Annotated in this window: 23 protein-coding genes and 1 pseudogene; 10 read left to right on the top strand and 14 right to left on the bottom strand. The window is 65.1% G+C overall.

Annotated elements, in window-relative coordinates; translation table 11 throughout:
* Position 1 precedes the first annotated feature (1 nt).
* The 4 genes from DSM43276_RS21865 to DSM43276_RS23960 all read left to right on the top strand — a co-directional run bounded on the left by DSM43276_RS21865 (position 2) and on the right by DSM43276_RS23960 (position 2,407).
* Positions 2-1,177 carry a lysylphosphatidylglycerol synthase transmembrane domain-containing protein gene (locus tag DSM43276_RS21865; protein WP_078328592.1) on the top strand — a complete coding sequence of 392 codons (1,176 nt, stop codon included), beginning with the start codon at positions 2-4 and terminating at the stop codon, positions 1,175-1,177.
* Positions 1,178-1,220: 43 nt separating this feature from the next.
* Positions 1,221-1,772 (top strand): YceI family protein, encoded by a 552-nt coding sequence (locus DSM43276_RS21870; protein WP_078328407.1) that lies wholly within the window; start codon positions 1,221-1,223, stop codon positions 1,770-1,772.
* A gap of 30 nt (positions 1,773-1,802) precedes the next feature.
* On the top strand, positions 1,803-2,204 hold the full coding sequence (locus tag DSM43276_RS21875) for a DUF3054 domain-containing protein (protein ID WP_078328408.1): 402 nt from the start codon (positions 1,803-1,805) through the stop codon (positions 2,202-2,204).
* Positions 2,205-2,281: 77 nt separating this feature from the next.
* Entirely contained in the window at positions 2,282-2,407 is a 126-nt protein-coding gene (locus DSM43276_RS23960; protein WP_267899784.1) for a hypothetical protein, read from the top strand.
* An 83-nt stretch (positions 2,408-2,490) separates the two neighbouring features.
* On the opposite strand, the gene DSM43276_RS21880 is transcribed toward DSM43276_RS23960, so the two are convergent.
* Positions 2,491-3,237, bottom strand: coding sequence for a hemophore-related protein (locus tag DSM43276_RS21880; RefSeq protein ID WP_078328409.1), 747 nt, complete (start codon positions 3,235-3,237; stop codon positions 2,491-2,493).
* 353 nt (positions 3,238-3,590) lie between these two features.
* Here DSM43276_RS21880 and DSM43276_RS21885 point away from each other — a divergent pair.
* Positions 3,591-5,456: pseudogene (locus DSM43276_RS21885) on the top strand (MMPL family transporter); the annotation flags it as partial.
* 79 nt (positions 5,457-5,535) lie between these two features.
* Here the strand turns inward: DSM43276_RS21885 and DSM43276_RS21890 are convergent.
* The 4 genes from DSM43276_RS21890 to DSM43276_RS21905 all read right to left on the bottom strand — a co-directional run bounded on the left by DSM43276_RS21890 (position 5,536) and on the right by DSM43276_RS21905 (position 11,473).
* The gene (locus DSM43276_RS21890; RefSeq protein WP_078328416.1) at positions 5,536-6,546 is read right to left on the bottom strand and encodes a L,D-transpeptidase; all 1,011 of its coding nucleotides are present in this window, start codon (positions 6,544-6,546) and stop codon (positions 5,536-5,538) included.
* Between the two features lie 226 nt (positions 6,547-6,772).
* A complete protein-coding gene (locus tag DSM43276_RS21895) occupies positions 6,773-7,933 on the bottom strand; it encodes an acyl-CoA dehydrogenase family protein (RefSeq protein WP_078325881.1) in 1,161 nt (386 codons plus the stop codon).
* The gene (locus DSM43276_RS21900) at positions 7,930-9,891 is read right to left on the bottom strand and encodes an acetyl/propionyl/methylcrotonyl-CoA carboxylase subunit alpha (protein ID WP_078328597.1); all 1,962 of its coding nucleotides are present in this window, start codon (positions 9,889-9,891) and stop codon (positions 7,930-7,932) included. Before DSM43276_RS21900 ends, DSM43276_RS21895 begins: the two co-directional genes overlap by 4 nt.
* Positions 9,892-9,895: 4 nt before the next feature.
* On the bottom strand, positions 9,896-11,473 hold the full coding sequence (locus tag DSM43276_RS21905) for a carboxyl transferase domain-containing protein (protein WP_078328417.1): 1,578 nt from the start codon (positions 11,471-11,473) through the stop codon (positions 9,896-9,898).
* A 103-nt stretch (positions 11,474-11,576) separates the two neighbouring features.
* On the opposite strand from DSM43276_RS21905, the gene DSM43276_RS21910 reads away from it, so the two are divergent.
* Positions 11,577-12,179 (top strand): SACE_7040 family transcriptional regulator, encoded by a 603-nt coding sequence (locus DSM43276_RS21910; protein ID WP_078328418.1) that lies wholly within the window; start codon positions 11,577-11,579, stop codon positions 12,177-12,179.
* Here DSM43276_RS21910 and ricR read toward each other — a convergent pair.
* The 3 genes from ricR to DSM43276_RS21925 all read right to left on the bottom strand — a co-directional run bounded on the left by ricR (position 12,176) and on the right by DSM43276_RS21925 (position 14,573).
* Positions 12,176-12,478, bottom strand: coding sequence for a copper-sensing transcriptional repressor RicR (gene ricR, locus DSM43276_RS21915; RefSeq protein WP_078293068.1), 303 nt, complete (start codon positions 12,476-12,478; stop codon positions 12,176-12,178). The genes DSM43276_RS21910 and ricR overlap by 4 nt on opposite strands.
* Positions 12,479-12,483: 5 nt before the next feature.
* Positions 12,484-13,116, bottom strand: a complete 633-nt coding sequence (locus DSM43276_RS21920; RefSeq protein ID WP_078325878.1) for a DUF305 domain-containing protein — start codon at positions 13,114-13,116, stop codon at positions 12,484-12,486.
* Positions 13,117-13,190: 74 nt separating this feature from the next.
* Entirely contained in the window at positions 13,191-14,573 is a 1,383-nt protein-coding gene (locus DSM43276_RS21925; RefSeq protein ID WP_078328419.1) for a WS/DGAT/MGAT family O-acyltransferase, read from the bottom strand.
* Between the two features lie 109 nt (positions 14,574-14,682).
* On the opposite strand from DSM43276_RS21925, the gene ilvD reads away from it, so the two are divergent.
* On the top strand, positions 14,683-16,386 hold the full coding sequence (ilvD, locus tag DSM43276_RS21930; protein ID WP_078328420.1) for a dihydroxy-acid dehydratase: 1,704 nt from the start codon (positions 14,683-14,685) through the stop codon (positions 16,384-16,386).
* On the opposite strand, the gene DSM43276_RS21935 is transcribed toward ilvD, so the two are convergent.
* Complete coding sequence (locus tag DSM43276_RS21935) at positions 16,383-17,195, bottom strand: SDR family NAD(P)-dependent oxidoreductase (protein WP_078328421.1); 813 nt, start codon at positions 17,193-17,195, stop codon at positions 16,383-16,385. The two genes, ilvD and DSM43276_RS21935, sit on opposite strands and share 4 nt — an antisense overlap.
* A gap of 50 nt (positions 17,196-17,245) precedes the next feature.
* Positions 17,246-17,971 carry a TetR/AcrR family transcriptional regulator gene (locus tag DSM43276_RS21940; protein WP_109555932.1) on the bottom strand — a complete coding sequence of 242 codons (726 nt, stop codon included), beginning with the start codon at positions 17,969-17,971 and terminating at the stop codon, positions 17,246-17,248.
* Positions 17,972-18,057: 86 nt separating this feature from the next.
* Here DSM43276_RS21940 and DSM43276_RS21945 point away from each other — a divergent pair, with 86 nt between their 5' ends.
* Complete coding sequence (locus tag DSM43276_RS21945; RefSeq protein WP_078328423.1) at positions 18,058-19,776, top strand: aldehyde dehydrogenase family protein; 1,719 nt, start codon at positions 18,058-18,060, stop codon at positions 19,774-19,776.
* 4 nt (positions 19,777-19,780) lie between these two features.
* Here the strand turns inward: DSM43276_RS21945 and DSM43276_RS21950 are convergent, their stop codons facing one another.
* Positions 19,781-20,227, bottom strand: coding sequence for a hypothetical protein (locus DSM43276_RS21950; protein ID WP_078328424.1), 447 nt, complete (start codon positions 20,225-20,227; stop codon positions 19,781-19,783).
* Between the two features lie 101 nt (positions 20,228-20,328).
* On the opposite strand from DSM43276_RS21950, the gene DSM43276_RS21955 reads away from it, so the two are divergent.
* A complete protein-coding gene (locus tag DSM43276_RS21955; RefSeq protein WP_078328425.1) occupies positions 20,329-20,973 on the top strand; it encodes an O-methyltransferase in 645 nt (214 codons plus the stop codon).
* Here DSM43276_RS21955 and DSM43276_RS21960 read toward each other — a convergent pair.
* Both DSM43276_RS21960 and DSM43276_RS21965 read right to left on the bottom strand, forming a co-directional pair.
* The gene (locus DSM43276_RS21960; protein ID WP_078328426.1) at positions 20,970-21,509 is read right to left on the bottom strand and encodes a TIGR04338 family metallohydrolase; all 540 of its coding nucleotides are present in this window, start codon (positions 21,507-21,509) and stop codon (positions 20,970-20,972) included. The genes DSM43276_RS21955 and DSM43276_RS21960 overlap by 4 nt on opposite strands.
* Positions 21,506-22,258, bottom strand: a complete 753-nt coding sequence (locus tag DSM43276_RS21965) for a DUF2786 domain-containing protein (protein WP_078326114.1) — start codon at positions 22,256-22,258, stop codon at positions 21,506-21,508. The genes DSM43276_RS21960 and DSM43276_RS21965 overlap by 4 nt, the downstream gene beginning before the upstream one ends.
* Positions 22,259-22,395: 137 nt before the next feature.
* On the opposite strand from DSM43276_RS21965, the gene DSM43276_RS21970 reads away from it, so the two are divergent.
* Positions 22,396-23,655 carry an oxygenase MpaB family protein gene (locus DSM43276_RS21970; protein ID WP_234802963.1) on the top strand — a complete coding sequence of 420 codons (1,260 nt, stop codon included), beginning with the start codon at positions 22,396-22,398 and terminating at the stop codon, positions 23,653-23,655.
* Between the two features lie 15 nt (positions 23,656-23,670).
* Here the strand turns inward: DSM43276_RS21970 and DSM43276_RS21975 are convergent, their stop codons facing one another.
* Positions 23,671-24,492 (bottom strand): alpha/beta hydrolase, encoded by an 822-nt coding sequence (locus DSM43276_RS21975; RefSeq protein WP_078328601.1) that lies wholly within the window; start codon positions 24,490-24,492, stop codon positions 23,671-23,673.
* Between the last annotated feature and the right edge of the window lie 83 nt (positions 24,493-24,575).

Raw genomic sequence — 24,575 nt, forward strand, 5'->3', positions numbered from 1 at the left:
TATGCCGCCTGAGCGAAGCGGCCCTGGCTCCTGTCCCGACGACCCCGAGGCAGACACCGCGCCACAACCCGTCATCAAGCAGCGGGGAAAGTACTGGTGGTTACGGTGGGCAATTTTCGTTGTATTCGCGATCGTGCTGGCGGTGGAAATCCGGTACATCTCACCGCAGCTGGCAGCGGCCTGGCGCAGCCTGAAGACCGCCAACCTGTGGTGGGTGCTGGCGGCAGTCTTGGCCGCCATGGCGTCGATGCACAGCTTCGCGCAGATCCAACGGACGCTGCTGCGTTCCGCCGGCGTGAAGATACGTCAATGGCGCTCCGAGGCCGCCTTCTACGCCGGGAATGCGTTGAGCACCACCTTGCCCGGCGGCCCGGTGCTGTCGGCCACCTTTATCTATCGACAGCAGCGACTATGGGGTGCAACCCCGGTGGTCGCGTCCTGGCAGTTGGTGATGTCCGGGGTACTGCAGGCGGTGGGGTTGGCGATCCTCGGCCTCGGCGGAGCATTCCTCTTGGGTGCCAAGACCAACCCGTTCTCGCTGATCTTCAGCATCGGTGGATTGTTGGCCATTCTGGTCCTGGCGCAGGCGGTGGCGTCCCGGCCGGAGATGCTCGACGGCATCGGCGTACGGGTCCTGCGCTGGGTCAATGATCTGCGCGCCAAGCCTCCGATGATGGGGGTCGCCCGCTGGCGCGAGATCCTCAAACAGATGGAAGCGGTGACGCTGACCCGCCGTGCCCTCGGCGAGGCGTTCGGATGGTCGCTGTTCAACTGGATCGCCGATGTGGCCTGCCTGGCCTTCGCCGCCTACGCCGTGGGGAGTCGACCTTCCCTGGTCGGCGTCATGGTCGCCTATGCCGCGGCCCGTGCCGCCGGCTCGCTTCCGCTCATGCCCGGTGGACTGCTGGTGGTCGAGGCCTTTCTGGTTCCCGGCCTGGTGTCCTCGGGGATGACGTTGCCCGACGCGATCTCCGCGATGCTCATCTACCGCGTCGTGAGCTGGATCTTCATCTCGGCGATCGGCTGGGTCATCTTCTTCTTCCTCTTCCGCGACGAGAGCCAGATCGACCCCGACGCCACCCCGAACTCAACCAAAGAGCCCGGACCCGACGCCAACGCTCGGTCCGAAGATTCTCCACAAAATTCTTCCGATCCACCGGAACAAAGCGGACCATAGTCCGGTTGGCATGAATGTCTCACCCCAACTTTGAGGAGCATTCATGACCACCACCGCACCCGTTCTCGCCGCCGGAACCTGGACCATCGACCCGGTTCACTCGGATATCACCTTCTCCGTACGCCATCTGGGCGTCTCGAAGGTTCGCGGCTCGTTTACCGACTTCAGCGGTGAAATCACCGTCGCCGAAGACGGCACGCCCTCGGTTTCGGCCACCATCGACGTGGCCTCCGTCAGCACCCGCAACGACCAGCGCGACGGCCACCTGCGCTCGGCCGACTTCTTCGACACCGAGAACCACCCCACCGCCACCTACCGGTCCACCTCGGTCCGTGCCCATCCAGAAGCCGGCGGAAACGACTACATCGTCGACGGCGAACTGACCCTGCACGGTGTCACCGAGCCGGTCTCGCTGAACCTCTCCCTGGAGGGCGTCGGAGCCGGAGCACAGGGTGGCGCTGTCGCCGGTTTTGAGGCCAGTGCTGAGATCAACCGCGGTGACTTCGGCGTCACCGGCGGTGCCGGACTGGTCGGCGAGAAGGTCACGCTGACCTTCAACATCGAGGCCGGTCACCCGGAGGCACCCTCCAACTGATCGCCGCGCGGCACCCGCTACGGTCGGGGAATGCCCAGCGTGCAACAGAATTCGTCACCTCAGGCGCCGGTGATGTCCGTACTGCTCTCACTCGTACTGGATGTCATCGGCGTCTTGGTCTTCTGCACCATCGGCCGCCGCAGCCATGCCGAGGGCATCACACTGGCCGGTGTATGGGAGACGGCATGGCCGTTCCTGTCCGGGGCCGGTATCGGCTGGCTGTTGAGCCGGGGATGGTCGCGCCCGACGTCGGTGACCCGCACCGGGATTGCGGTGTGGGTCTGCACCGTGCTGTTCGGGATGATCCTGCGCCGACTGAGCAACCAGGGTGTGGCGTTCAGCTTTGTCATCGTCGCGTCGGTGGTGACCGCGTTGTTCCTGCTCGGGTGGCGGGGCATCGCGAGCCGGCTGATCAGCACGCCCAATAGCTAGTCAAGAAGTACCGGACCGCCGTCAGGATCTCGTCAACACGCTTGGATACTCGCCCCGAGCCCGCGCAAGCTGGCTGCATGGAAGGTTTCGCCGCCGTGCTGGTGCCCCTCGCCGGTTATGCCGCGGTACTGCTCTCAGTGCGGTACCTCAACCGTCACGACGATGTCGCGCCGGCGGCAGGCTCAGAGGCCCTAACTCGCTAGTCCCACAACGCCGAGTGTGCGGATTCTGGTGAAATCTGGATCGATCTCACCGAAATCCGCACACTCGATATGCGTAGGTGCCGCTAGACGCGCGGGCCGGGCGCGGGACCCGTGCCCACCGGTCCGGCAGGAGCCGGCGCGGTGACGGCGGGGGCTGGGCCGGGCACTGGTCCGGGTCCCTGCGGGAAGGTGGCCGCCGGTGCCTGGTTCTGAATAGCGGACTGCACGGCCGGGTTCTGCACGAGGGCCTGGGCTGCCGGGTTCTGCGCCACCTGCTGGGCGGCCGGGTTCTGTGACAACGCGGTCAGCAGTGCCGGGTTCACACCCATCGCCGCGGGGTTCAATCCGCCACCGTTGACGACCTGTGCCAGATCCAGCGGCAGACCGCACTTGGTGCGCAGGTCATTCAGCGGTGCGGCGATGCCACCGAGTGAACCGGCCACATCGGGCCGCGACACCAGGTAACTCTGCGTCTTGGCGGCGATCTGGTCCTGCGGGGCCGCCTTGATCTCGGTGAAGGCCGCATCGACGTCCGGATGCTGCTCCAGGTAACCCGCCGCGTTCTGGACCACGTTGCCGACGGTCTTGGTCATCTTGCTGGCCTGGCATCCGTCCGGTGTGGGTGTGGCCGGAGTCACCGTTGCCGCAGCGGGTGCGGCGGCGTTTGGGGCGGGTGCCGGCGCGGCGGGAGCCGCTGGAGCCGGGGCGGGAGTCGGGGGGACTGGTTCGGCCGCGGCAATCGGTGCCAAGGCGCTCATCGCGAGCCCGCCAGCGAGAACACCTGCGCTCAGCAAGCCGTAGGCCGTGCGCCGCGAGGTTGTGGCTGACATGACATTCCTCCTACTTGGTTGGGGGATTACAGCCAAGGTATCGAAATTCAGCGCCATTTCGAAACACGGACGCGCGTAGTCACCAGAAGGTTACCGAGTCTTTATCGTCGGCCAGATTCTGAATTTCACGATCCTATTTTTCGTCCACCACAACGTTGCCAGGGAGCCTGAAAGGCACGTCCAGCCACCACTGGTTTTTCGCCAAGGCAGGCTGTTAGTAAACGTGTCATCGCAGGTTGCCGGGATATATGTAGACAGGGGGCACGGTTGGTCGCGTTGCTGTAGCATCACGACCACGCCACAGGAGACTGCGTGCGTCACACCGAACGACAGGACCCCTCGTGCAGTCAGTCATGATGCGCACCAGCGACTACCTTCGCAGGTATCGATGGTTAACGGTCGCTGTCTGGCTGATTCTTATTGTCGCTGCGGTGGGTCTGGTCGCCTGCCGCGGCGAAAAACTCACCGGCGGTGGTTTCGAGGTCGCCGGATCGCAGTCACTGACGGTGCACGACGCGATGGAGACCGGATTCCGCGATCACGGAGCTTCTCCCCTGGCCCTGGTCGCCGCGCCGCGACCCGATGCGACCGTCGCCGATATGACGGCCGCCGTCGATTACCTCAAGCAGGTGGCGGCGCAGATCCCCCAGGTTTCGGTCGAGCCCATTCCCCCGCAGCTCACTCCGCAACCGGACCGCCCGTTCGTCGTCACCCTGCGCATCGGGTTCGACAACACCGGCGCGACCGATATCGCCAAGGACCTTCGCAAGAAGATAGGTGTGCACGGGGGTGAGCCCGGGCAGATCGCTGGCGGTCGCGTGTCCCTGTATGTCATAGGCCAAGGCGCGCTGGGTGCCGCGATGACCGAACAGATCGCCGGCGACATCAAACAGGCCGAGAAGTGGAACATCCCGGTCATCCTCATTGTGCTGATCGCCGCGTTCGGCTCCCTCGCCGCGGCCTCCCTGCCCTTGCTCCTGGGCCTGTGCACGGTGGCGCTGAGCGTTGCGCTCGTGCTCGCGCTGTCCAACATCACCACTATTTCGGTGTTCGCCCTGCCGACGGTGACCATGATCGGCCTCGCCGTCGCGGTGGACTACTCCCTATTCATCCTCATGCGCTACCGCGAGGAACTGAACTCCGGGAAGAACAGACAAGAGGCCATCGCCGGGGCCATGGCCACCTCGGGCCTCACCGTCACGTTCTCCGGCCTGACGGTGATCGCCGCCCTCGCCGGTATCTACCTGATCGGCACCCCCGCGCTGGCGTCGATGGCCTCCGGCGCCATCATCGTCGTCGCCATCGCCGTCCTCACCTCCACCACACTGATGCCCGCACTGCTCGCCATCTTCGGCAAGGCCGCGGCCAAGCAGTCCCGGCTTTTGCGCGTGTCACCGCTGCGTAAGCATTCAATTCCATTCTGGCGCAAGTGGACCCAGGAGGTTATGCGCAGGCCATGGCTCTCCGCGCTGGGCGCCACGATATTCCTGCTCGCGCTCGCCGCGCCGAGCCTGCAGATGCAGGTCTCCAATAGCATGCTGCGCCAATTCGATTCGTCCCATGAGATCCGTCGGGGCATCGACGCTGCGGCCGTCGCCATGGGACCGGGTGCACTCGGACCGGTCCAAATACTGCTCACCTTCGACGGCGAAACCAATGGCACAGCCAACGCCGACAACCCCGCCCACGCACAAGCCCTCGAGACCGCCAGGGAAACGATTGCGCAGGCCCCCAACATCGCGCGGGTCTCGGATCCGGTCTTCTCCACGGGCGGGCATGACGCGCTGATCTCGGCCGTGCTGTCGGTGGACCCCGAAGCGACTGCCGCACGCGAGACCGTGAGCTGGCTCCGCGTGAATGTGCCCGATGCGCTCAAGGATTCGGGGGCCGATATCAATGTCGGCGGGCCGACGGCCTTGCTGTTCGACTACGACAACAGAGTCGAACACTCCCTGTTGGGCGTATTCGCGTTCGTCTGTGTACTCGCATTCGTGATGCTGCTGGCCACGCTGCGCTCACCGGTGCTGGCGCTCAAGGGTGTGGTGATGACGGTGCTCTCGGTAGCCGCCGCCTACGGCAGTCTGGTGATCGTCTTCCAGTGGGGATGGCTGGAATTCCTGGGCTTCCATAAGGCCAATATCGACAGCAGCATCCCACCGTTGGCTCTCGCACTGACCTTCGGTCTCACCATGGATTACGAGATTTTCCTGCTGGCGCGTGCGCATCTGGTCCTGACCTTCCGCGACGAGAAAGCCCCCGGCCATTGGTCGGGGGCTTTCTCGTATTACGTCGGAGAATCTAGAAGCGCTGCCAGTCGTCGTAACCGTCGTAGTCCTTGTACGGACCACCGGGCGAGTTCTTCACGATCACCGGGTCACCGGGGTGCGACTGGTTGAAGTACCAGGTGGCGTTGTCGGTGCTCAGGTTGATGCAGCCGTGGCTGGTGTCCTGCTTACCTTGCGCACCCACCGACCACGGCGCCGCGTGGACAAAGATGCCGGAGTTGGAGATGCGGGTAGCCCAGAACACGTCGAGCTTGTAGCCCTCCGCTGAATTGACCGGCACCCCGTAGGTGGACGAGTCCATCACCATCTTCTGGAACTTCTCGCTGACGTAGTACGTGCCGTTCTTGGTCTCATGCTTCTTGTCGTGCTTACCCATCGACATGGGCATGGTGCGTTCCACGACCCCGTTCCGGGTCACCGTCATCGTGTACGTCGCATCGTCGACCGTCGACACGAAGGCGTCACCGACCTTGAAGCTCCACTTGGTGCCACCCGCATTCACGTTCACATCAGTGTTCGCGGGCCAGAACTGCGTGGGCTTCCAGCGCAGCTGCTGATCGGTGTACCAGTAGAAATATCCCGGCACAGACTTCGACGTGGTGATCTTGACGGCGGCCTCGGCGGCCTTCTTGTCCGTGACCGGCGCGGCGAAGACGATCGTTACCGGCTGGGCCACGCCGACAACGTCACCGTTGTTGGGCGAGTTCTTCAGCAACCCCACCGGCAGCGGCGGCACATCGCCCGTCGGAGGCGCACCCGGAGGCGGTGTGGTCGGCGCCGGAGGCGGCGGAACCTCACCAGGAGGCGGTGCATCGGGCGCAGGCGGCGGTGGCGGCAGTTCCCACGGCAGCGGCGGGGGTGGCGGAAGCTCACCGGGAGGCGGCGGGGGCGCCGGTTCTTGGATGCCCGGATCGCCGGGATCACCCGGTTCTGCGAGGGCAGGAACCACCCCGGCACCCAGCAGTCCCGCGACACAGACACCGCTGACAAGGGCGCGCCGGAACCAACGAGTTAAGACAAGCATGCTCACTCCTGTAGACACGACACATCCAGTGTGTCATAGGGTTCGTCGCCACCAGGCAACACGATGTATCACCTGCCCAAGAAAACGACTCTTGACCAGGTCTTATCGCCGTTGATTAGAAAAGGTCACATTCATAACCCCGTGGGGGTACCTGACGTGACACAACACGCCGGGTGGCTGATGGGGATGCCCAGGTCACCCGCCCAGCTAAGTGCTTCTGAGGAGTTTACCGGCTCAGAGCCCGGGCGATGAGCATCAGCTGCACCTCACTCGTTCCTTCGCCGATCTCCAGGATCTTGCTGTCGCGATACTGGCGGGCGACCGGAGTCTCATTCATGAATCCCGCTCCCCCGAAGATCTGGGTGGCATCACGGGCATTGTCCATGGCCGCTTCACTGGCGATCAGCTTGGCGATCGAGGCCTCGGTCTTGAACGGCTTGCCCGCCAGCAGCAGCGCGGCGGCGTGGTAGTAAGCCAGGCGGGCCGCGTGTGCGCGGGCCTGCATCCGGGCGATCTTGAACGAGACCGACTGGTAGTCGATGATCGCGCTGCCGAAAGCAGGGCGGCTGCGTGCGTAGCGCAGGCTTTCGTCCACGCACCCCTGTGCGGCACCGGCTGCCAGCGCCGCGATGGCGATTCGCCCCTCATCGAGAATGCGCAGAAATCCCGCGTATCCACGGCCACGTTCACCCAGCAGGTTTTCGTGGGGCACCCGCACGTCGTCGAAGCTCAGGGGGTGCGTGTCCGAGGCATGCCAGCCGACCTTGTCGTATCCCGGTTCGACGGTGAATCCCGGTGTGCCAGCGGGTACGTGAATGACGGAGATCTCCGGCGATCCGTCCGCGGAACGTCCGGTCACTGCCGCGACGCCCACCACCGCCGTGATATCCGTCCCGGAGTTGGTGATGAATGCCTTGGAGCCATTGATAATCCAGCTGCCGTTGTCCTCGACCGCCCGGGTGCGAATCGATCCGGGGATGTCGGTGCCACCTCCGGGTTCGGTCAAACCGAAGGCCGCCAACGATTGTCCCGAGGCCAGTTCAGGAAGCCACCGCTGCTTCTGCTCTTCGCTGCCAAATCGGTAGATCGGCATGGCGCCCAGCGATACGGCTGCCTCAAGGGTGACGGCCACACTCTGATCCACCCGCGCCAGTTCCTCCAGCGCCAGGCATAGCGCGAAATAGTCGCCGCCCATGCCGCCGTACTCCTCGGGGAAGGGCAGGCCGAACAGTCCCATCTCACCCATCTGCGCCACTACCGCATAGGGAAAGGTCTTCGTGGCGTCGTGGTGTGCCGCAACCGGTGCCACCACCGAGTTCGCGAATTCTTCAACGGTTTTGCGCAGCGATTCGTACTCGTCGGGCAGCTCCGCGGTGCTGAATGTCATGCTCTTCCCTCCTCGGGGTCGACAGTCGGATGGATGGTGGCCAGGAGTTGGTCGACCGCCACCTGGTCGCCGACAGCCACCGACACGGCGACCGTTCCGGCTACCGGTGCGCGCAAGGTGTGTTCCATCTTCATGGCCTCCACCACCACCACCGGGGCATCGCGTTCGACGACGGCGCCCGTACTCACCGACACCACCCGGACCACCCCGGGCATGGAGCTACGGATCTCTCCGTCCTCGTCCTCACCGTCGTGGTGCCGCAGCCGTGGTTCGGGTGCGATATCGGCGTGCCAGGTCCCGTCCTGGGTGGCGATCCACGCCGCCGCGCCGGTCCGTGCCGCGTCTGCGCGATACAGCTGGCCGGCGAACTCGACGCTCACGTGTCCTGTCATGCAATGAGCCCTGGCCGCCGCCCGATCGCCGTCTCCGATGCAGACATCGGCCACCGGGTCACCCCAGAGCCGGACCAGTTCGGCCGACTCCCCGATCCGTAGCCGGTGCGAACGCGGCGCGTGTTCACCGATACGCCACCCGGACTTGCTATTCCACAGTGTTCCGGGGCCGGATTCGTCGTCCAACAAGGCCGCCGCGGCCACCCACACCCAGGGCGGTGCGACGGGAGGGTGGTATCCGGACGCGATCTTGTCGAGCAGCGCCGTATCGATATCTCCGGAGAGCACCACAGGGTTCGTCACGAGCGCACGCAAGAAGTCGATGTTGGTACCCACGCCGAGTATCCGAGTCTCGGCCAGAGCCTGGTCGGCTTGGGCCAGCGCGGTGTCGCGGTCGGCCGCGTGCACGATGACCTTGGCGAGCATCGGGTCGAACCGGGAACCCACCACCGACCCCGTCGCCAATGCCGTATCCGTCCGTGCGCTGCCCGAAAAGCGCGCCAGTGCAACCGTTCCGCCGGTCGGCAGGAACTCACGGGCTGGGTCCTCGGCATACACCCGCGCCTCGATGGCGTGGCCGGTCAGCGAGATCTGTTCTTGCGTCAACGGGAGCGGTTGTCCGGCCGCGACCAGGATCTGCCACTGCACCAGGTCAATCCCGGTCACCATCTCGGTGACCGGATGTTCGACCTGAAGCCGGGTGTTCATCTCCATGAAGTAGTAGGACTCGGGGGTATCGCCGTCCAGGATGAACTCCACCGTGCCGGCACCGAAATATCCGACGCTGCGGGCGATCTGGCATGCGGTCTGCCCCATCGCGGCACGCAGCTCCGGGGTCAGCAGCGGTGACGGTGCCTCCTCGATCACCTTCTGGTGACGGCGTTGCAGGCTGCATTCACGCTCGCCCAGGTGCACCACATTGCCGTGGGTGTCCCCGAAGACCTGAACCTCGATATGCCGGGGGCGGGCAAGGTAACGCTCGACCAGCAAGGTGTCGTCGCCGAAGATCGCCGTCGCCTCGCGCCGGGACGCGACCAGCGCATCGGGTACCTGGCTCAGATCGTGCACCACCCGCATGCCCTTGCCGCCGCCACCCGCGGAGGGCTTGATGATCAGCGGGGTCCCGATCTTCTCCGCCGTGACGACCAGCTCGGCATCCGAGAGTGCGCCCACGCTGCCCGGCACGACCGGCTCGCCGGCCGCGGCAACCGTGTCCTTGGCCCTGATCTTGTCGCCCATCGCGTCCATGGCCTCGGCAGGCGGTCCGATGAAGACGATGCCCGCCGACTGACATGCGCGGACGAAATCGGCGTTTTCCGAGACGAATCCATACCCAGGGTGAATGGCGTCGGCACCGGTCTGTTTGGCAGCGCTGATAATCGCGTCGATATCGAGATAACCCGAGGAATCCGCGCCAAGGCGCACGGCGGCGTCGCAGGCACCGAGGTGATCGGTGTCTGCGTCGGTGTAGATCGCGATGGAGCGAATTCCCATGGCCCGCAGTGTTGATGCGATGCGGACCGCGATCTCGCCGCGATTGGCAATTAAGACACTGTGTACTGACATCACGTCACATCCTGAAGACGCCGTAGGAAACCGGTTCAAGCGGCGCGTTGGCGCAAATTCCCAGCGCCAATCCGAGCACCGTTCGGGTGTCGGCGGGGTCGATGACCCCGTCGTCCCATAGGCGTGCCGTCGAGTAGTACGGATTGCCCTGTCGTTCATACTGTTCACGGATTGGCGCCTTGAACGCTTCCTGCTCGTCCTCGGTGAACTCCTTGCCCGATGCCGCGCCCTGATCAGCGCGCACCGTGGCAAGTACCGAGGCGGCCTGTTCGCCGCCCATTACCGAGATGCGGGCGTTCGGCCACATCCAGAGGAATCGAGGCGAGTACGCCCGCCCACACATCGAGTAATTGCCGGCCCCGTAGGAGCCACCGATCACCACAGTCAGCTTGGGCACCCGCGCACACGCCACGGCGGTGACCATCTTTGCCCCGTGTTTGGCGATGCCGCCGGCCTCGTAGTCGCGGCCCACCATGAACCCGGAGATGTTCTGCAGGAACACCAGCGGGATACGTCGCTGGTCGCACAGCTCGATGAAATGGGCTGCCTTCATCGCACTTTCGGCGAACAACACGCCGTTGTTCGCGATGATTCCGACCGGATGCCCATGCAGCCGCGCGGTGCCCGTTACCACCGACTTTCCGTACTCCGCCTTGAACTCGGTGAAGGTGCCGCCATCGATCAACCTGACGATCACCTCGTGCACGTCGTACGGAATGCGCGGATCGGTGGGCACCACGTCATACAGCGTGCCCGGATCCCGTTCCGGGGCAATCGTTTCCACAACCGGCCACGGCGCCTCTACCCTGGGCGCCAGCGTGGACACGATGCGGCGAACAATCCGCAGAGCATCCTTGTCGTCAGAGGCCAGGTGGTCGGTCACCCCCGAGGTACGCGAGTGCAGGTCACCGCCGCCGAGCTCCTCGGCGGTCACCACCTCGCCCGTGGCAGCCTTCACCAGCGGCGGACCGCCTAGGAAGATCGTGCCCTGCTTGCGCACGATGACGGCCTCATCACTCATCGCCGGCACATACGCACCGCCTGCGGTGCAACTGCCCAGCACCGCGGCGATTTGCGGAATTCCCTTGGCGCTCATAGTGGCCTGGTTGTAAAAGATCCGGCCGAAGTGCTCGCGGTCCGGGAACACCTCGTCCTGCTTCGGCAGGAAGGCACCACCGGAGTCGACCAAATAGATACAGGGCAGCCGGTTCTGCAGCGCGACTTCCTGTGCGCGCAAATGCTTCTTGACCGTCATTGGGTAATAGGTGCCACCCTTGACCGTCGCGTCATTGGCCGCGATAACGCATTCGCGCCCCGACACACGACCAATACCGGCGATCATGCTCGCCCCGGGAGCGTCGTCGTCGTACATACCGTTGGCCGCCAGCGCCGATAGTTCCAGGAACGGGCTGCCCGGATCGAGCAGCGCCTCGACACGGTCACGCGGCAGGAGCTTGCCCCGGTCCACATGCCGCTGTCGGGACTGTTCGGTGCCGCCGAGCGCCGCGCGTGCGAGCCGCTCGCGCAGCTCGGAGACGAGCCGGGAGTGCTCAGCCCTGTTCTGCTCACCCACCAGAGTCATACCCAGCTCCGAAGTCTTGAAATTTCAGTTAATGAAGATTAACTTGTTTTAAGATAATCTTCATTAACTGATTTGTCTAGACCGAACCGCCCGAGAAGGTTTGATGACCAACCTGATGCCCGAGTCGGCAACTCCGAACAAGCGCGAACGCGCCAAGGCGGATCGCCGGGATCAGCTGCTGACTGCCGCGGCCCGGCTACTGGCCATGCGCGGATACGCACGAGTGCGATTGGAAGATCTCGGCTCGGCCGTCGGGATCAGCGGCCCAGCGATCTACCGGCACTTCCCGAACAAGGAAGCGCTGCTCGTGGACCTGCTCACCGATATCAGCCGCCGACTTCTGGAAGGTGGGACGGCCGTCATGGAAGGGGCGGCAACGGCACCTCAAGCGCTATCGGGTCTCATCGATTTCCACCTCGACTTCGCGCTCAGCGAGAGCGATCTCATCCGGGTACAAGATCGCGACCTCGACTCGCTACCGGAGAGCGCGCGTCGTCAGGTACGCCAATATCAGCGCCGCTACGTTGAAGCCTGGGTACAGCTGCTCTGCCAAGTCGATCCCGACCTCGACGAATCGGACGCTCGGATCAAGGCACACGCCGCCTTTGGTCTGCTGAACTCCACGCCCTACAGCGCCGGTCGATCAGCGCCCGCGCAGACGCGGGCCGTGTTGCGGCAGATGGTGGTCGCCGCGCTGGGTTCCTAGCTGCGTACCAGCCGGGCGATCGCCGCTGAGGCCTCTGCCAGCTTCTCCTCGGCGTCGGCACCGCCGTCGGCAACGGCATTGGAGACGCAATGACCCAGGTGCTCGTCGAGTAGTCCGAGTGCAACCGACCGCAACGCGCTCTGCGCGGCGCTGATCTGAGTCAGCACGTCGATGCAGTACTTGTCCTCATCGATCATCTTGGCGATACCCCGCACCTGGCCCTCGATGCGCAGGAGCCGCTTGGCGTAGTCATCCTTTTTCAGCGAGTAGCCGTGTCCGGTCGAAGTCTTGGTGGTCATGTTCATTATCCCTTGAGAAGGCCTTGCATCGTGTCGATCTCAGGCTGCTGATTATCGATGATCTGTTGCGCCAACTGCTTTGCCGAAGGGTACTGGCCGCCGGAGAGTTCCGCATTCGACATGGCGACGGCGCCCTGGTGGTGAGCGATCATCGATTGCAGCCACAGCTGGTCGAAGACCTCGCCGTTGAGAGTCTTCATCCGGTCCAACACCGGCGTGTCCACCATGCCAGGCATATGCCCCGCGGGGTCATGCCCCTCGGGCATGAGGGGCTGCCCCCAGTTCTTGAGCCACTCGGTGAAGGTGTCGATCTCGGGCTGCTGCGCGGTCTCAATGTTATTCGCCAGCTCCAGTACCGCCGGGTTGGCGGTGCGCCCCTCTGTCAACTTGGACATCTCGACGGCCTGCTGGTGATGCATGATCATCTGCTGAGCGAACGTCACATCGGCGTCGTTGTGATCGGACGCCGGAGCCGTCGCGGGGTTGGTATCGAGCGTCGTCGTCATCCCCGACATTCCGGAATGACCCGAATGGTCGGACTTCGTCTCATCTCCCTTTTTGTCCGAGCTACACGCTGACAGAATCAGCACCGCGGCAGCAGCGCCGGCAAGGATCGCAGTCCGAGTTCGGTTTCGCATGCCACCATGGTAGCTCAGATACCCCCGTAGGGTACAAGGTTCTCACGGGGTATACCCCTCGCGGGTACGGCGCCCTAGGCGACCGACTCCTCCAGCTGCGTCAATGCTTCCTCCAGATGAGTGAGGATGCGCTGCAGATGCGGCACACTCGTGCGGCATCCGGTCAGCCCAAAATGCATCGAAGGCCCACTGCTGGTGCAGGTGATGTTCAATGCCACGCCGTCGATCGGGATGGACACCGGATAACACCCGTCCATCTCGAACCCGTTCCAGAACATGTCGGTACGCGGACCCGGCACGTTAGAAATGATCACGTTGAACGCAGGTGCGGCTCGATCAGCCAGCCCCGGTACCGCGCTGCTGATCACGGGGGCGCCGTTGAGCGCACCGACCAACATCCGCTGCAGCGGCGTCATCTCCGAGAGCACCGACTTGGCGGCCTGCACCGAGTCCCGGATCGCACTGAACCTCTCCAACGGATCGGGCTTGTCCGTCGCCAGGTTGGCCAGCAGCGCGGTGATCGAGTTCCCCGCGTTCTGGTCCCCCTCCGCCCGGATCGACACCGGACACATGGCGATGAGCGGTTTGGCGGGAAGCGCGTTCTGTTCCTCCAGATACGTGCGCAACGCACCCGAACACATGGCCAGCACCACGTCGTTCACAGTGCCGCCCAGCGCTTTGCCAGCCTCCTTGATCCTCGCCATCGACCAGGTTTGCGCCGCGAATCGCCGCGCGCCTCCTATCGAGACATTCAGCATCGTGTGCGGTGCCGACAGCGGCCTGACAAGCTGCGGGTCCGACAGCGCGTGGCGTCCGTACTTCAGCAGACCGGGCGGAATGGACACAACCTGTCTCACCGCGCCGGCCGCGCCCCTGACCAGATCCAACGCCGAGGTGTTCGTGGTGCTCACGATGCTGCTCTTGGCGCGCCGCTTGGCCGGGGCCCACACGGCCTGGCAATCGCGCGCATCGGGATCGTCCGACAGCGAGCGCATCATCATCCGCAGCGCGCCGACACCGTCGATCACCGCGTGGTGCATCTTGGTGTACACGGCCAAGCGTCCGTCTGAAAGCCCTTCCACCACATGCATTTCCCATAATGGGCGGTGCCTGTCCAGCGGGGAGCTGTGCCAGCGGGAGGTGACGGTCAACAGTTCACGCACCCGGGCCGGGCGGGGAAGTGCCGAGCGGCGCACGTGGTACTCCCAGTCGACCTCGTCGTCGATGATCCAGGTGAGGTTGCCCATCACGGCCAGCGGTTGCCCGGGGCGCTTGCGGAAGTCCGACGACACCTCAGTGGTGGACATCAGTTGTTCGTAGAACACCTCGGCGTAGTCCGGACCCACGTCAGCAGGCGGTTTGAACAGTTGAAGACCGCCGACGTGGAACGGATGCTCTCGCGTCTCGCCGATGAGGAACATCGAGTCGCTGACCGGCATAAAGGGCATGGCGGCCATGCTGCCACTTTGCTCGACTTCCGGAGGCGGAATCCGCGGCGATGAGCCGCTGGGGCGAAGAGCGAATCCCCTTTGACCGGCTAAGTAGCCGCCGGGGATACTAAGGCGCATGTCAGCCCACGACGCACCCGATATCAAGCCGCGTAGTCGCGACGTCACCGATGGTCTGGAGAAGACCGCCGCCCGTGGAATGCTGCGCGCGGTAGGCATGGGTGACGACGACTGGGTCAAGCCGCAGATCGGCGTCGGTTCGTCGTGGAACGAGATCACCCCGTGCAACATGTCCCTGCAGCGCCTGGCTCAGTCGGTCAAGGCCGGCGTGCACGCCGCCGGCGGATACCCCCTCGAATTCGGCACCATCTCGGTGTCCGACGGCATCTCGATGGGCCATGAGGGCATGCACTTCTCGCTGGTGTCCCGTGAGGTGATCGCCGACAGCGTCGAGACAGTGATGCAGGCGGAACGGCTCGACGGATCCGTGCTGCTGGCCGGATGCGATAAGTCGATCCCCGGAATGCTCATGGCCGCGGCCCGTTTGGACCTGGCCTCGGTGTTCTTCTACAACGGGTCGATCATGCCCGGCAAAGCCAAGATGACCGACGGCACCGAGAGGGAAGTCACCATCATCGACGCCTTCGAGGCTGTCGGCGCCTGCGCACGCGGGCTGATGTCGCGCGAGGACGTCGACATCATCGAGCGCGCCATTTGTCCGGGCGAGGGCGCGTGCGGCGGCATGTACACCGCCAACACCATGGCGAGTGCCGCCGAGGCCCTCGGAATGTCACTGCCAGGCAGCGCCTCTCCGGTTGCGATCGACAAGCGGCGCGAGGAGTACGCACGCCAGTCCGGCGAGGCCGTGGTGGAGATGCTGCGCCGCGGAATCACCGCGCGCGACATCCTCACCAAGCACGCCTTCGAGAACGCCATCGCCGTGGTGATGGCGTTCGGCGGGTCCACCAACGCGGTGCTACACCTGCTGGCCATCGCCAAGGAGGCCGAGGTCGACCTGACCCTGGCCGACTTCACGCGCATCGGCAACAAGGTGCCCCACCTGGCCGACGTGAAACCCTTTGGACGCCATGTGATGAAGGACGTTGACGAAATCGGCGGGGTGCCGGTGGTGATGCGGGCCCTGCTCGATGCCGGTCTGCTGCACGGAGATTGCCTCACGGTCACCGGCCAGACCATGGCCGAGAACCTCGCGCATATCGCGCCGCCGGATCCGGACGGCAAGGTGCTGCGCGCCATGAACAACCCCATCCACCCGACGGGTGGAATCACCATCCTGCACGGCTCACTGGCGCCGGAGGGAGCCGTGGTGAAGTCGGCCGGCTTCGAGTCGGACGTGTTCGAAGGCACCGCAAGGGTTTTCGAACGGGAGCGGGCGGCCCTCGATGCCCTCGAGGATGGCACTATCACCCACGGCGATGTCGTCGTCATCCGCTACGAGGGCCCCAAGGGCGGCCCCGGTATGCGCGAGATGCTGGCCATCACCGGCGCCATCAAGGGCGCCGGCCTGGGCAAGGACGTGCTGCTGATGACCGATGGTCGTTTCTCCGGCGGTACCACCGGCCTGTGTGTCGGGCACATCGCGCCGGAGGCCGTCGATGGTGGGCCGATCGCGTTCGTCAAAGATGGTGACCGCATTCGGCTCGATGTCTCCAACGGCAAGCTGGACCTGCTTGTCGACGAGGCTGAAATCGAGAAGCGCCGTGAGGGATTCGAGCCGCTGCCGCCGCGGTACAAGACCGGCGTACTGGCCAAATACACCAAGCTGGTGCAGTCGGCCGCCGTCGGCGCCGTCTGCGGCTAGACCTTCCGGCCTCTCTTGAGCGCGGGGTGGCTCCGCGCAACCATGCGCGTGAGCAATCCGCGTGGAAGCAGATGGTTGGCGGCCACACCGATCCGGTTGGCCAGGCCGGGCACGATCACCGTCTTGCCCGCTGCCAATCCGTCGACCGCGGTCCTGGCGACGGTCGCGGCGTCCACCCACATGACCTTGGGCATCGCGGCTTCGGCGTCCTCGTCCGAGATCCCCACCGCCGCGCCGAATCCTGTCTTCACCGGCCCCGGGCACAGCGTGGCGGCGCTGACGCCGGTGCCGCGCAGCTCCTCGTTCAGCGCGTGGGTGTACGACACCACGAATGCCTTCGCGGCCCCATAGGCGGCCTGCCCGGGCAGCGGGCCGAAGCCGCCGACCGAGCCGAGGTTGAGCACCACACCCCTGCCGCGGGCCACCATCTGCGGCACGAAACGTGAACAGAGGTCCACCACCGCGCTGACGTCCACGGTCACGAGATTGAGCTCGGCGGCGGGGTCGGATTCGGCGACGGGCCCGGCCGTGCTCAGCCCGGCGTTGTTCACCAGCACATCAACCACCAGTCCCAGCTCTGCCACCCGGTGCGGCAATTGGGCACGTTCGTGATCGTGGGACAGATCGACGGGCAGCACCCGCGCGGACGGTCCCAGGGTCTCGGCCAGCGCGTGCAGCCGATCACCGCGCCGCGCCACCAACACCACAGGGTAGCCGCGTCGGGAGAATTCGCGCGCCAGCTCTTCGCCGATACCCGATGAGGCTCCAGTGATCAGGACGGCGGCGTCGGTACGCGGTGAAGGAAGCACCCGCTGAGCCTATGACGCCGACACCCCACGGCAGACGGAAATCTTCTCGGCTAAGGGAGGCGTGCGGGATCGCGATAACGCTGCGCGTTCCGTGCGATTTCCCCGGGCTCCGGAAGCGGCTCCTGACTATCGAGGTAGACGCCACCCGCGCGCAGGTTGTCTTCGACGATGAGCCAGATCCGCCGGACCAGACTCTCGATCAACCGCTCTTGGGAGATCTCCCCGGGCTGGTCAAGCCAGTAACTCACCGAGGTCTCAGCCATTCCGACGATGCCCATCGCCAGCAGCTCGGTATCGGTATCGATCCCAAACGCCTCCAGGTAGACAGCGAACACCCGCGAAAGATGCTGTCCCGTCGACATTTTGATATCAGCGATGGCGTCGGGCGTGTCCGATCCCTCCGAGAGCGAGCAGCGCGCCAGGTACCGATACAGGTTGCGGTGCCCGACCAGAAAACGCACATACGCACCGATGCCCGCGTCGATGATCTGTGCCATCGAACCGAGCGGCTGCCATACAGGCTCAAGCTCGGCGATGATCATGTCACTGGCTCGCTGAGCGACGGCACGCTGCAAGTCCGCCGCGTCGCTGAAATGCCGGTAGAGCTTTGTTCGGGTGACCCCGACGTACACCGCGATCTGCTCCGTGGACGTCTGCGGCCCGTGTTCGGCGATGGCGGCGAGGGCAGCCTCGACGAACTCGGCCCGGCGCCGTTCGCGCTGGCCGTTCCACCTGCCAGCTGGGAGTTCTGGGCCGTCGGGCTGCACGAGGCTCACTCTAGCAATGAGGTGGTACGTCACGTACCATGTGACCCACCGAACACATCACCATCCGACTTCGACTAGAGCGCGAGCTGAATTCCATGACCGACGTGCAGATCGAATCCCCCGTCGACCAGGCCCTGCAGGACTTGGCCGAAGGCGAAAAAGCCTGGGCTGAAACCTCTTTGGCAGATCGTTTGCAGCTACTGGCGGATACTCGCCAGCGCGTGATCGACAACGCCCAGCAATGGGTGCACGCCGCGGCTTTCCAGATCAAGAAGCTCGATCCGGATTCCCCGCTGGTCGGCGAGGAGTGGATCTCGGGCCCGTACGCCGTCGCGGGGGCCATTGCCTCCCTGATCGCCAGTCTGGAGCAGCTCCAAGCCGGGCACAGCCCGCTTCGCGACGCCAAGTTCGGTGTTACCCCCGGTGGACGTACGACGGTTTCGGTGTTGCCGCTCAACATCTTTGACAGCTTGCTGCTGTCGGGATTCAGTGCCGAACTATGGCTGCAGCCCGGCGTCGACCAGGCCGAGGCCCTGCGCACCGCGGGCCTGGCGCAACGCGATCCCAGCCACACCCATGGTGTCGGCGCGGTGCTCGGTGCCGGCAACATCACCTCGATCGCGCCCCTGGACACCCTGTATGAACTGTTCGCCAACAACCGCGTGGTGGCGCTGAAGCTCAATCCCATCACCGACCCGCTCTTGCCGGTGTTCACGCAGGTGCTGCAGCCCTTCATCGCGATCGGCGCGGTGCGGATTCTGACCGGTGGAGCCGATGTCGGTACCTACCTGGTGCACCACCAGCTGGTCGATCACGTCCACATGACCGGCAGCTCGGTCACCCACGACGCGATCGTTTTCGGCACCGGCGACGAGGGCGCGCAACGCAAGGCCGCCAACCAGCCGGTCCTGGACAAGGCCATCACCAGCGAGCTCGGCGGCGTTTCGCCAACCATCGTGGTGCCCGGCACGTGGAGCTCTTCCGACATCGAGTTCCAGACCCGCCACATCGCCACCCAGCGGTTGCACAACAACGGCTACAACTGCATCGCCTCGCAGGTTGTGGTGCTCTCCAAGGCATGGCCACAGCGTGACGAGTTCCTTGCCGCGCTGCGCAAGGCCGTCGACGAGGCGCCGCCCCGGCCCGCCTACTACCCCGGTTCGGACGACAGGGTGGCCGGCGCACAACAGTCCTACCCCGACGCCGAGCGCCTCGGCGAGAACGGCGCGCGCGTGCTCGTCGTCGACCCCGAAGATCGCACGGCCCTACTGCGTACCGAGTACTTCGGACCGGTCCTCGGCGTCATCGAACTTGATATCGCCAATGACCCGGACGGAGCCCTCTTCATCCAGGAGGCAGCCCGAGTCGCCAATGACGAATTCGTCGGAACCCTCGGGGTGAACGTCCTCGCGCATCCCGACACCATCAAGGCGCTGGGATCGGATTTCGACACCCTGGTCGAGAACCTGCGGTACGGCACCGTGGCCATCAACGCCTGGACCGGCGTGGGCTATCTGACCCCCTCCGCCACCTGGGGCGCGTTCCCCGGCCACGTCCTGAACGATGTACAGAGCGGGATCGGGGTCGTGCACAACGGTTTCCTCGTCGAGAAGCCGGAACGCACCGTGGTGCGCGGCCCGTTCCGGCCGTTCCCGCGGTCTTTTGCACACGGAGAGTGGGCGCTGTCCCCGAAGCCGCCGTGGTTCGTGAGCAATGCCACCGCGGCGGGCACCGGCGAACTGCTGGTCGACTTCGCCAGCAAGCCCAGCCTGCTGAAGGTGCCGAAGATCTTCATTTCCGCGCTCCGCGGCTGAGGATTTACGACGGCCACCTGCTGGTGGTCGTCGGGGTGAATATCCGCGTGGGACTGACGCGCGGGAACGTGGGCGCAGGAAATCGCCGCGGTGCGGGCGGGCGCGGCGGCATGTACGTGAAAATGTCGATGAAGTACATGATTCCGCCGATAAGAGCGGACAGACCGCACACCAGCAAGATCAAATCCCACGGGTCGAAGGTGGCCGTGCCCGGATCCGCGGCCATGTATCTGTACACCACCCGGACAAACATGATGATCAGCGAGGTTCCCCCGATCACGCCCAGAATCGCGAAACACGTGTGGAAGAAGGCCATGTGTTGGGAGCCGCCCGCGTAGCCGACGGCATTGCCCCAGCGACTGGCCATCAACCCGCCCAGCCCGAGTATGGCCGGGACACTCACCCCGACGACGATCTTCCCGAGCACATCGCGATAGTCGACGAGCGCCATTACCGACTCCTTCGGCCGCGACGACAGCGGGTTAGGTGTTAATACCACGAGGGCTCGCATCCGCGACTCAAAATCCAGGAAACGGGCGTACCCTCACGGAAGTGACTCTCTCCCAATCAGTGTGGACCGACACCGACGACTACCTGGAGCGCACCGTCGCCACCGACGCTGCCGAGCTGGACCACATCCGCCAGGCGCAGCAGGAAGGCGGCCTGCCCGATATCGCGGTATCGGCCGCTCAGGGCAAGTTCCTGTACTTGTTGGCCACGATTGCCAAGGCCAGCCGGGTGCTGGAGATCGGCACGCTCGGCGGGTACAGCACCGCATGGCTCGCCAAGGCGGTCGGCCCTGACGGCGCGGTGGTGACGCTGGAGTTCGAGCCCAAACATGCTTCCGTCGCACAGGCCAGTCTGGAGCGCGCCGGACTCGCCGAACGTGTGGAGGTCCTGGTGGGCCCGGCTCTCGACTCGCTGCCCTCGGTCGAGGGACCGTTCGATCTGGTGTTCATCGATGCCGACAAATCCAACAACCCGGGCTATCTCGATTGGGCGTTGCGGCTCACACGGCCCGGGGCAGTAATCGTGGTGGACAACGTGATTCGCTGGATCTCGGAAGAGGGTCCGAACGCCGAAGGGACTCGCCAGGCGCTGGAGCGGCTGGGTTCTGATCCACGTCTGGATGCCACTGCGCTGCAGACAGTGGGCGTCAAAGGCTGGGACGGGCTGGCGATCGCCGTCGTGCGCTAGCGCACACCCTCGCGGGCGTAGACGGTGCGTAGGACGAACTCCACCTCCGGCCCCATCGCCAGCCCTGCCAGCTCGGGATAGAGCGTTATGAACTGGTGCCCGTGCGCTGGCCCGTCCTGCGAGCACAGGTGGTGCGCCAATTCGTGCAGAATGACCAGTTCCCGCATGGCCCAAGCGCTCCCGTTGCGATCGTCGGGAACGGCGATCGCCGCCCGGTCTCCGTCGCGCTCGTAATGTGCCGCCGTCGCACCGCGACGGGCACGCACCGTCACGGGTCCGGCAGACCATCTACTCGTCACGAGGGCCAGCACGTCATCGACATAACGCTGCACCGATTCGACCGACGCGAAGCGCGCCTCGGGCGGGAGCGTCAGCCGGGTGCCGAAGAAATCGATATCGCGCTGACTGTGACTCGCCGCCCGCTCAAACATGGTGCGCACGAACTCCTCGGCCGCGTACACCTTGGCGCGCTGAGAATCACGCGGATGACGCGCTCGCGCGAAGACATCGGGCTGTGACCGTGGCTGATCGCTCAGTTCTGCTCCAATGCGCCACGGGCACCAGCCAATTCGGAACTACTGCCAAGCCTGGCCCGCCGCCCCGCACGATCACCCGCGCGACGGGCATGCGAGGAGTAACCGGCCTGTGCGCTCACCGCGCGCCACCGGCCGCGCGCCGTCGAGGCGCCCTTATAGAAATCATGCAGCTCGATGTCCTTGTCACGCAGCACCAGTTCGGTTCCCGTGCCGCGCTTCTCGGTCTTCACTGCCTCTGCGCGCGCCTCCTGCCGGGCGTCGGAGAGCCGCTGCCCCACCCGCGTGCCGAACGCCAGCTGGAAGTTCAGGCGGGCTGTGATCGTCGGGGTGGGCCGGTGCGCACCGGAACCGATGTAGGTGTCCGAGGCCCTGACCATCTGGACCACGAGGCTGGCGTAGAGCGCATGGACGGCGTCAATGTCCTCGGCGAAGCCGTAGGCGTACACATACGTCGAGTTGGACGCGACGTCGCACGTGACGTCGTTGGCGCCGGCGATCAACGCGAACAGGTTGACGTAGGTCCGCAGGCCGCGGGTGCCCGCCTCGCCGATGGTGATGGTGCGCTGCGTGGGCCGCGCCTGAGCGTCTCGCTTGGCCGAGTGCGCGCGGGCGACCGCCAGGTCGATCGAGGTCGCGGTGGCCAGTCTCTGTGCCGCCGCCATGAAGGCCTCGGCCTCGTGCGCGTTGTCGGTGCCCTCGGCCTGACGGAGCAGAGCGGCGATCCGCGAGAGCTGCTTGTCCTCTGTCACGAAGGCCAGGTTAGGCGAGCCCGGCGACATATCGCGGTAGCAAGTACCGCCCGCAGTTCTGACAACCATGGTTGTCAAGTCGTTCGGGTTGTGTTTCGATAGCCGCACATGAGACACAGGGCGACAGTGGAGGCCGCGTGACCCTTCAGGAAAATGCCGTACTGCCTGCGGCATACGCGGAGAATCTGACGAACCCGGCACCGGCGCACACGGGAGTGCGGAATGCTCTCCGCCGATGGACGGGGTTCGATCTCACTCCGTCCGACGAGGTGGTGCGCCAGTACGGGGCAGGTCTGTGGATAACCGATCCGGTAGCCGAACGCTTCGTTGAAGAGGTCTACTACGGGGAGATCGGCCCGGAGCGCGGCCGCGCGCTCCTTGACCGCGCTCTCAGCGAGGGAATCGACGCCGTCGAGGACGCGCCCGAATCGATGCGGGCATTGTTCGCGGAGTTCGACACGCTGCCTCTGTGGGCCGATCCGGAACTCATCGAGGCCGGGGCCGCAGTGTGGCGGCGGTGGGGCTATGACATGGGCTCCATTGCCAACGCCGGCACCATGGACACCTACACCGAGGGCTGGTTGGCAACCCCACTCTCGCTGGCGGGCGGGTATGCGGGCCAAGGCGCGATGCATCGCCACCTCGAGACCAGCAGGTGGTGGCTGGAGTGCGCACGGCCCGGTGCCGCCCTGGACCGGTATTCGGTCGCCCGGCAGATCACCATGAAGATCCGCGTCATGCACGTCTCCGTGCGCCGTGGCGTGCGCCAACATCCCGAATGGCGCCGCGAGCAATGGGGCGAGCCCATCAGCCAATCGGAGATGCTGCTGACACTCATTGCCGGCAGCGTGGCACCCGGGCTCGGACTGTGGGCCGTCGGCTATCTCACAACTCGATCGGAAATAGTTGCAGCCCTACACTTTTGCCGCTATCTCGGCTATCTGCTCGGAGTGCGGTGTGATGACATCTACCCCGAGACAGTCGCCGACGCGGTACGGATTCTGTATCACTTCGACGCCACCCGCGCCTATGACGGCGGTGACGCCTCACGCGAACTCGTGGAGTCGTTCGTTCCGTCGTTCACGCCGAGCCCTGGCTCATCACCGGCCAATCGCCTCCGGGGACTGTTCCACCTGCAACTACAGGCGGGTTTCACGAGACTATTCATGCTGCCGTGGAACCGCAGGCTCTATCGGATCCCCACCGGCTGGCTCGGCACCGCGGCACTTGTCGCACGTGCACCGTTTATCGCCGCGATAGAACTCGCCCGTCACGCTGTCCCCGCGGTAGACCGCCGCTGGCAGGACGGAAAGATGCGGCGCTGGGAGCACTGGATCGACTGGCAGTCCGGCGCGCGCACCCATGACTTCCGCGACCTGTCACAGATGCGGCGCTAACGCGGCGTGTCGGCGTCAGGAAAGCCTGGCGTCGATCCAGGACACCGCCTCATCGAGCACGAGTTCCTTGTCGAACTCGTTGAAGATCTCGTGGTAGAGGCCATTCCAGATCTTCAGCGTCGCATCGGGCGCCGATTCAGAGAGCCACACGCTGCCTTCGGGCGCCGTCAATCGGTCGTCTTCGCCGTGCATCGTCAGCACCGGACGCTTCAGACCGGCGGCGCGCTGGCGCATCGCCTTTCCCACGCCCAGCAGTGCCCGGCCGATCCCCGCAGGCACCCGGCCGTGATGGACCAACGGGTCCGCGTTGTACGCGGCGATAATCGCGGGGTCATGCGAGATCGCGTTGACATCGAGCTTCTGCACCGGCAGCCCGGGCATCAGCCGTCCCACCACCGGGGCCACCAGTGTCAGCACATACGGCAATCCCACCTGCGCGGCGATCGCGGGCCCCGAGAGCACCATCAGGTCATAGCGGTCCTGGTGGTCCACTCCGTAGGCGAAGACAATCCCACCGCCCATGCTGTGTCCCAGCACGATGCGCTTCAGGTCGGGGTACTCGCGTGCCGCGATGTCGACCAGGGTGCCGAAGTCATCGGTGTACTCCGAGATGTCCCTGAGGTACACGCGCTTGCCACCGGAACGGCCATGGCCGCGGTGATCCAGGGCGTACACCAGGTACCCGGCGTCGTTGAACCGCTGCGCGACATGGTCGTACCGACGCGCATGCTCGCCGAAACCGTGCGAGAGCACGACGACGGCGCGAGGCGTTCCCGCCGGCGTCCAGGTGTCGTAGACGATCCGCACGTTATCGGCGCCGTCGAAGGCGCGCTGCACCCGAGATCCACTCACCCCGGAAACTCTACGGAACTGTCGAACCGGCCAACATCCGCCAATCCCCTAATCGCTCCGCTCTTGCC

The sequence above is a fragment of the Mycobacteroides salmoniphilum genome (assembly GCF_004924335.1).
GTDB classification, from domain to species: domain Bacteria; phylum Actinomycetota; class Actinomycetes; order Mycobacteriales; family Mycobacteriaceae; genus Mycobacterium; species Mycobacterium salmoniphilum.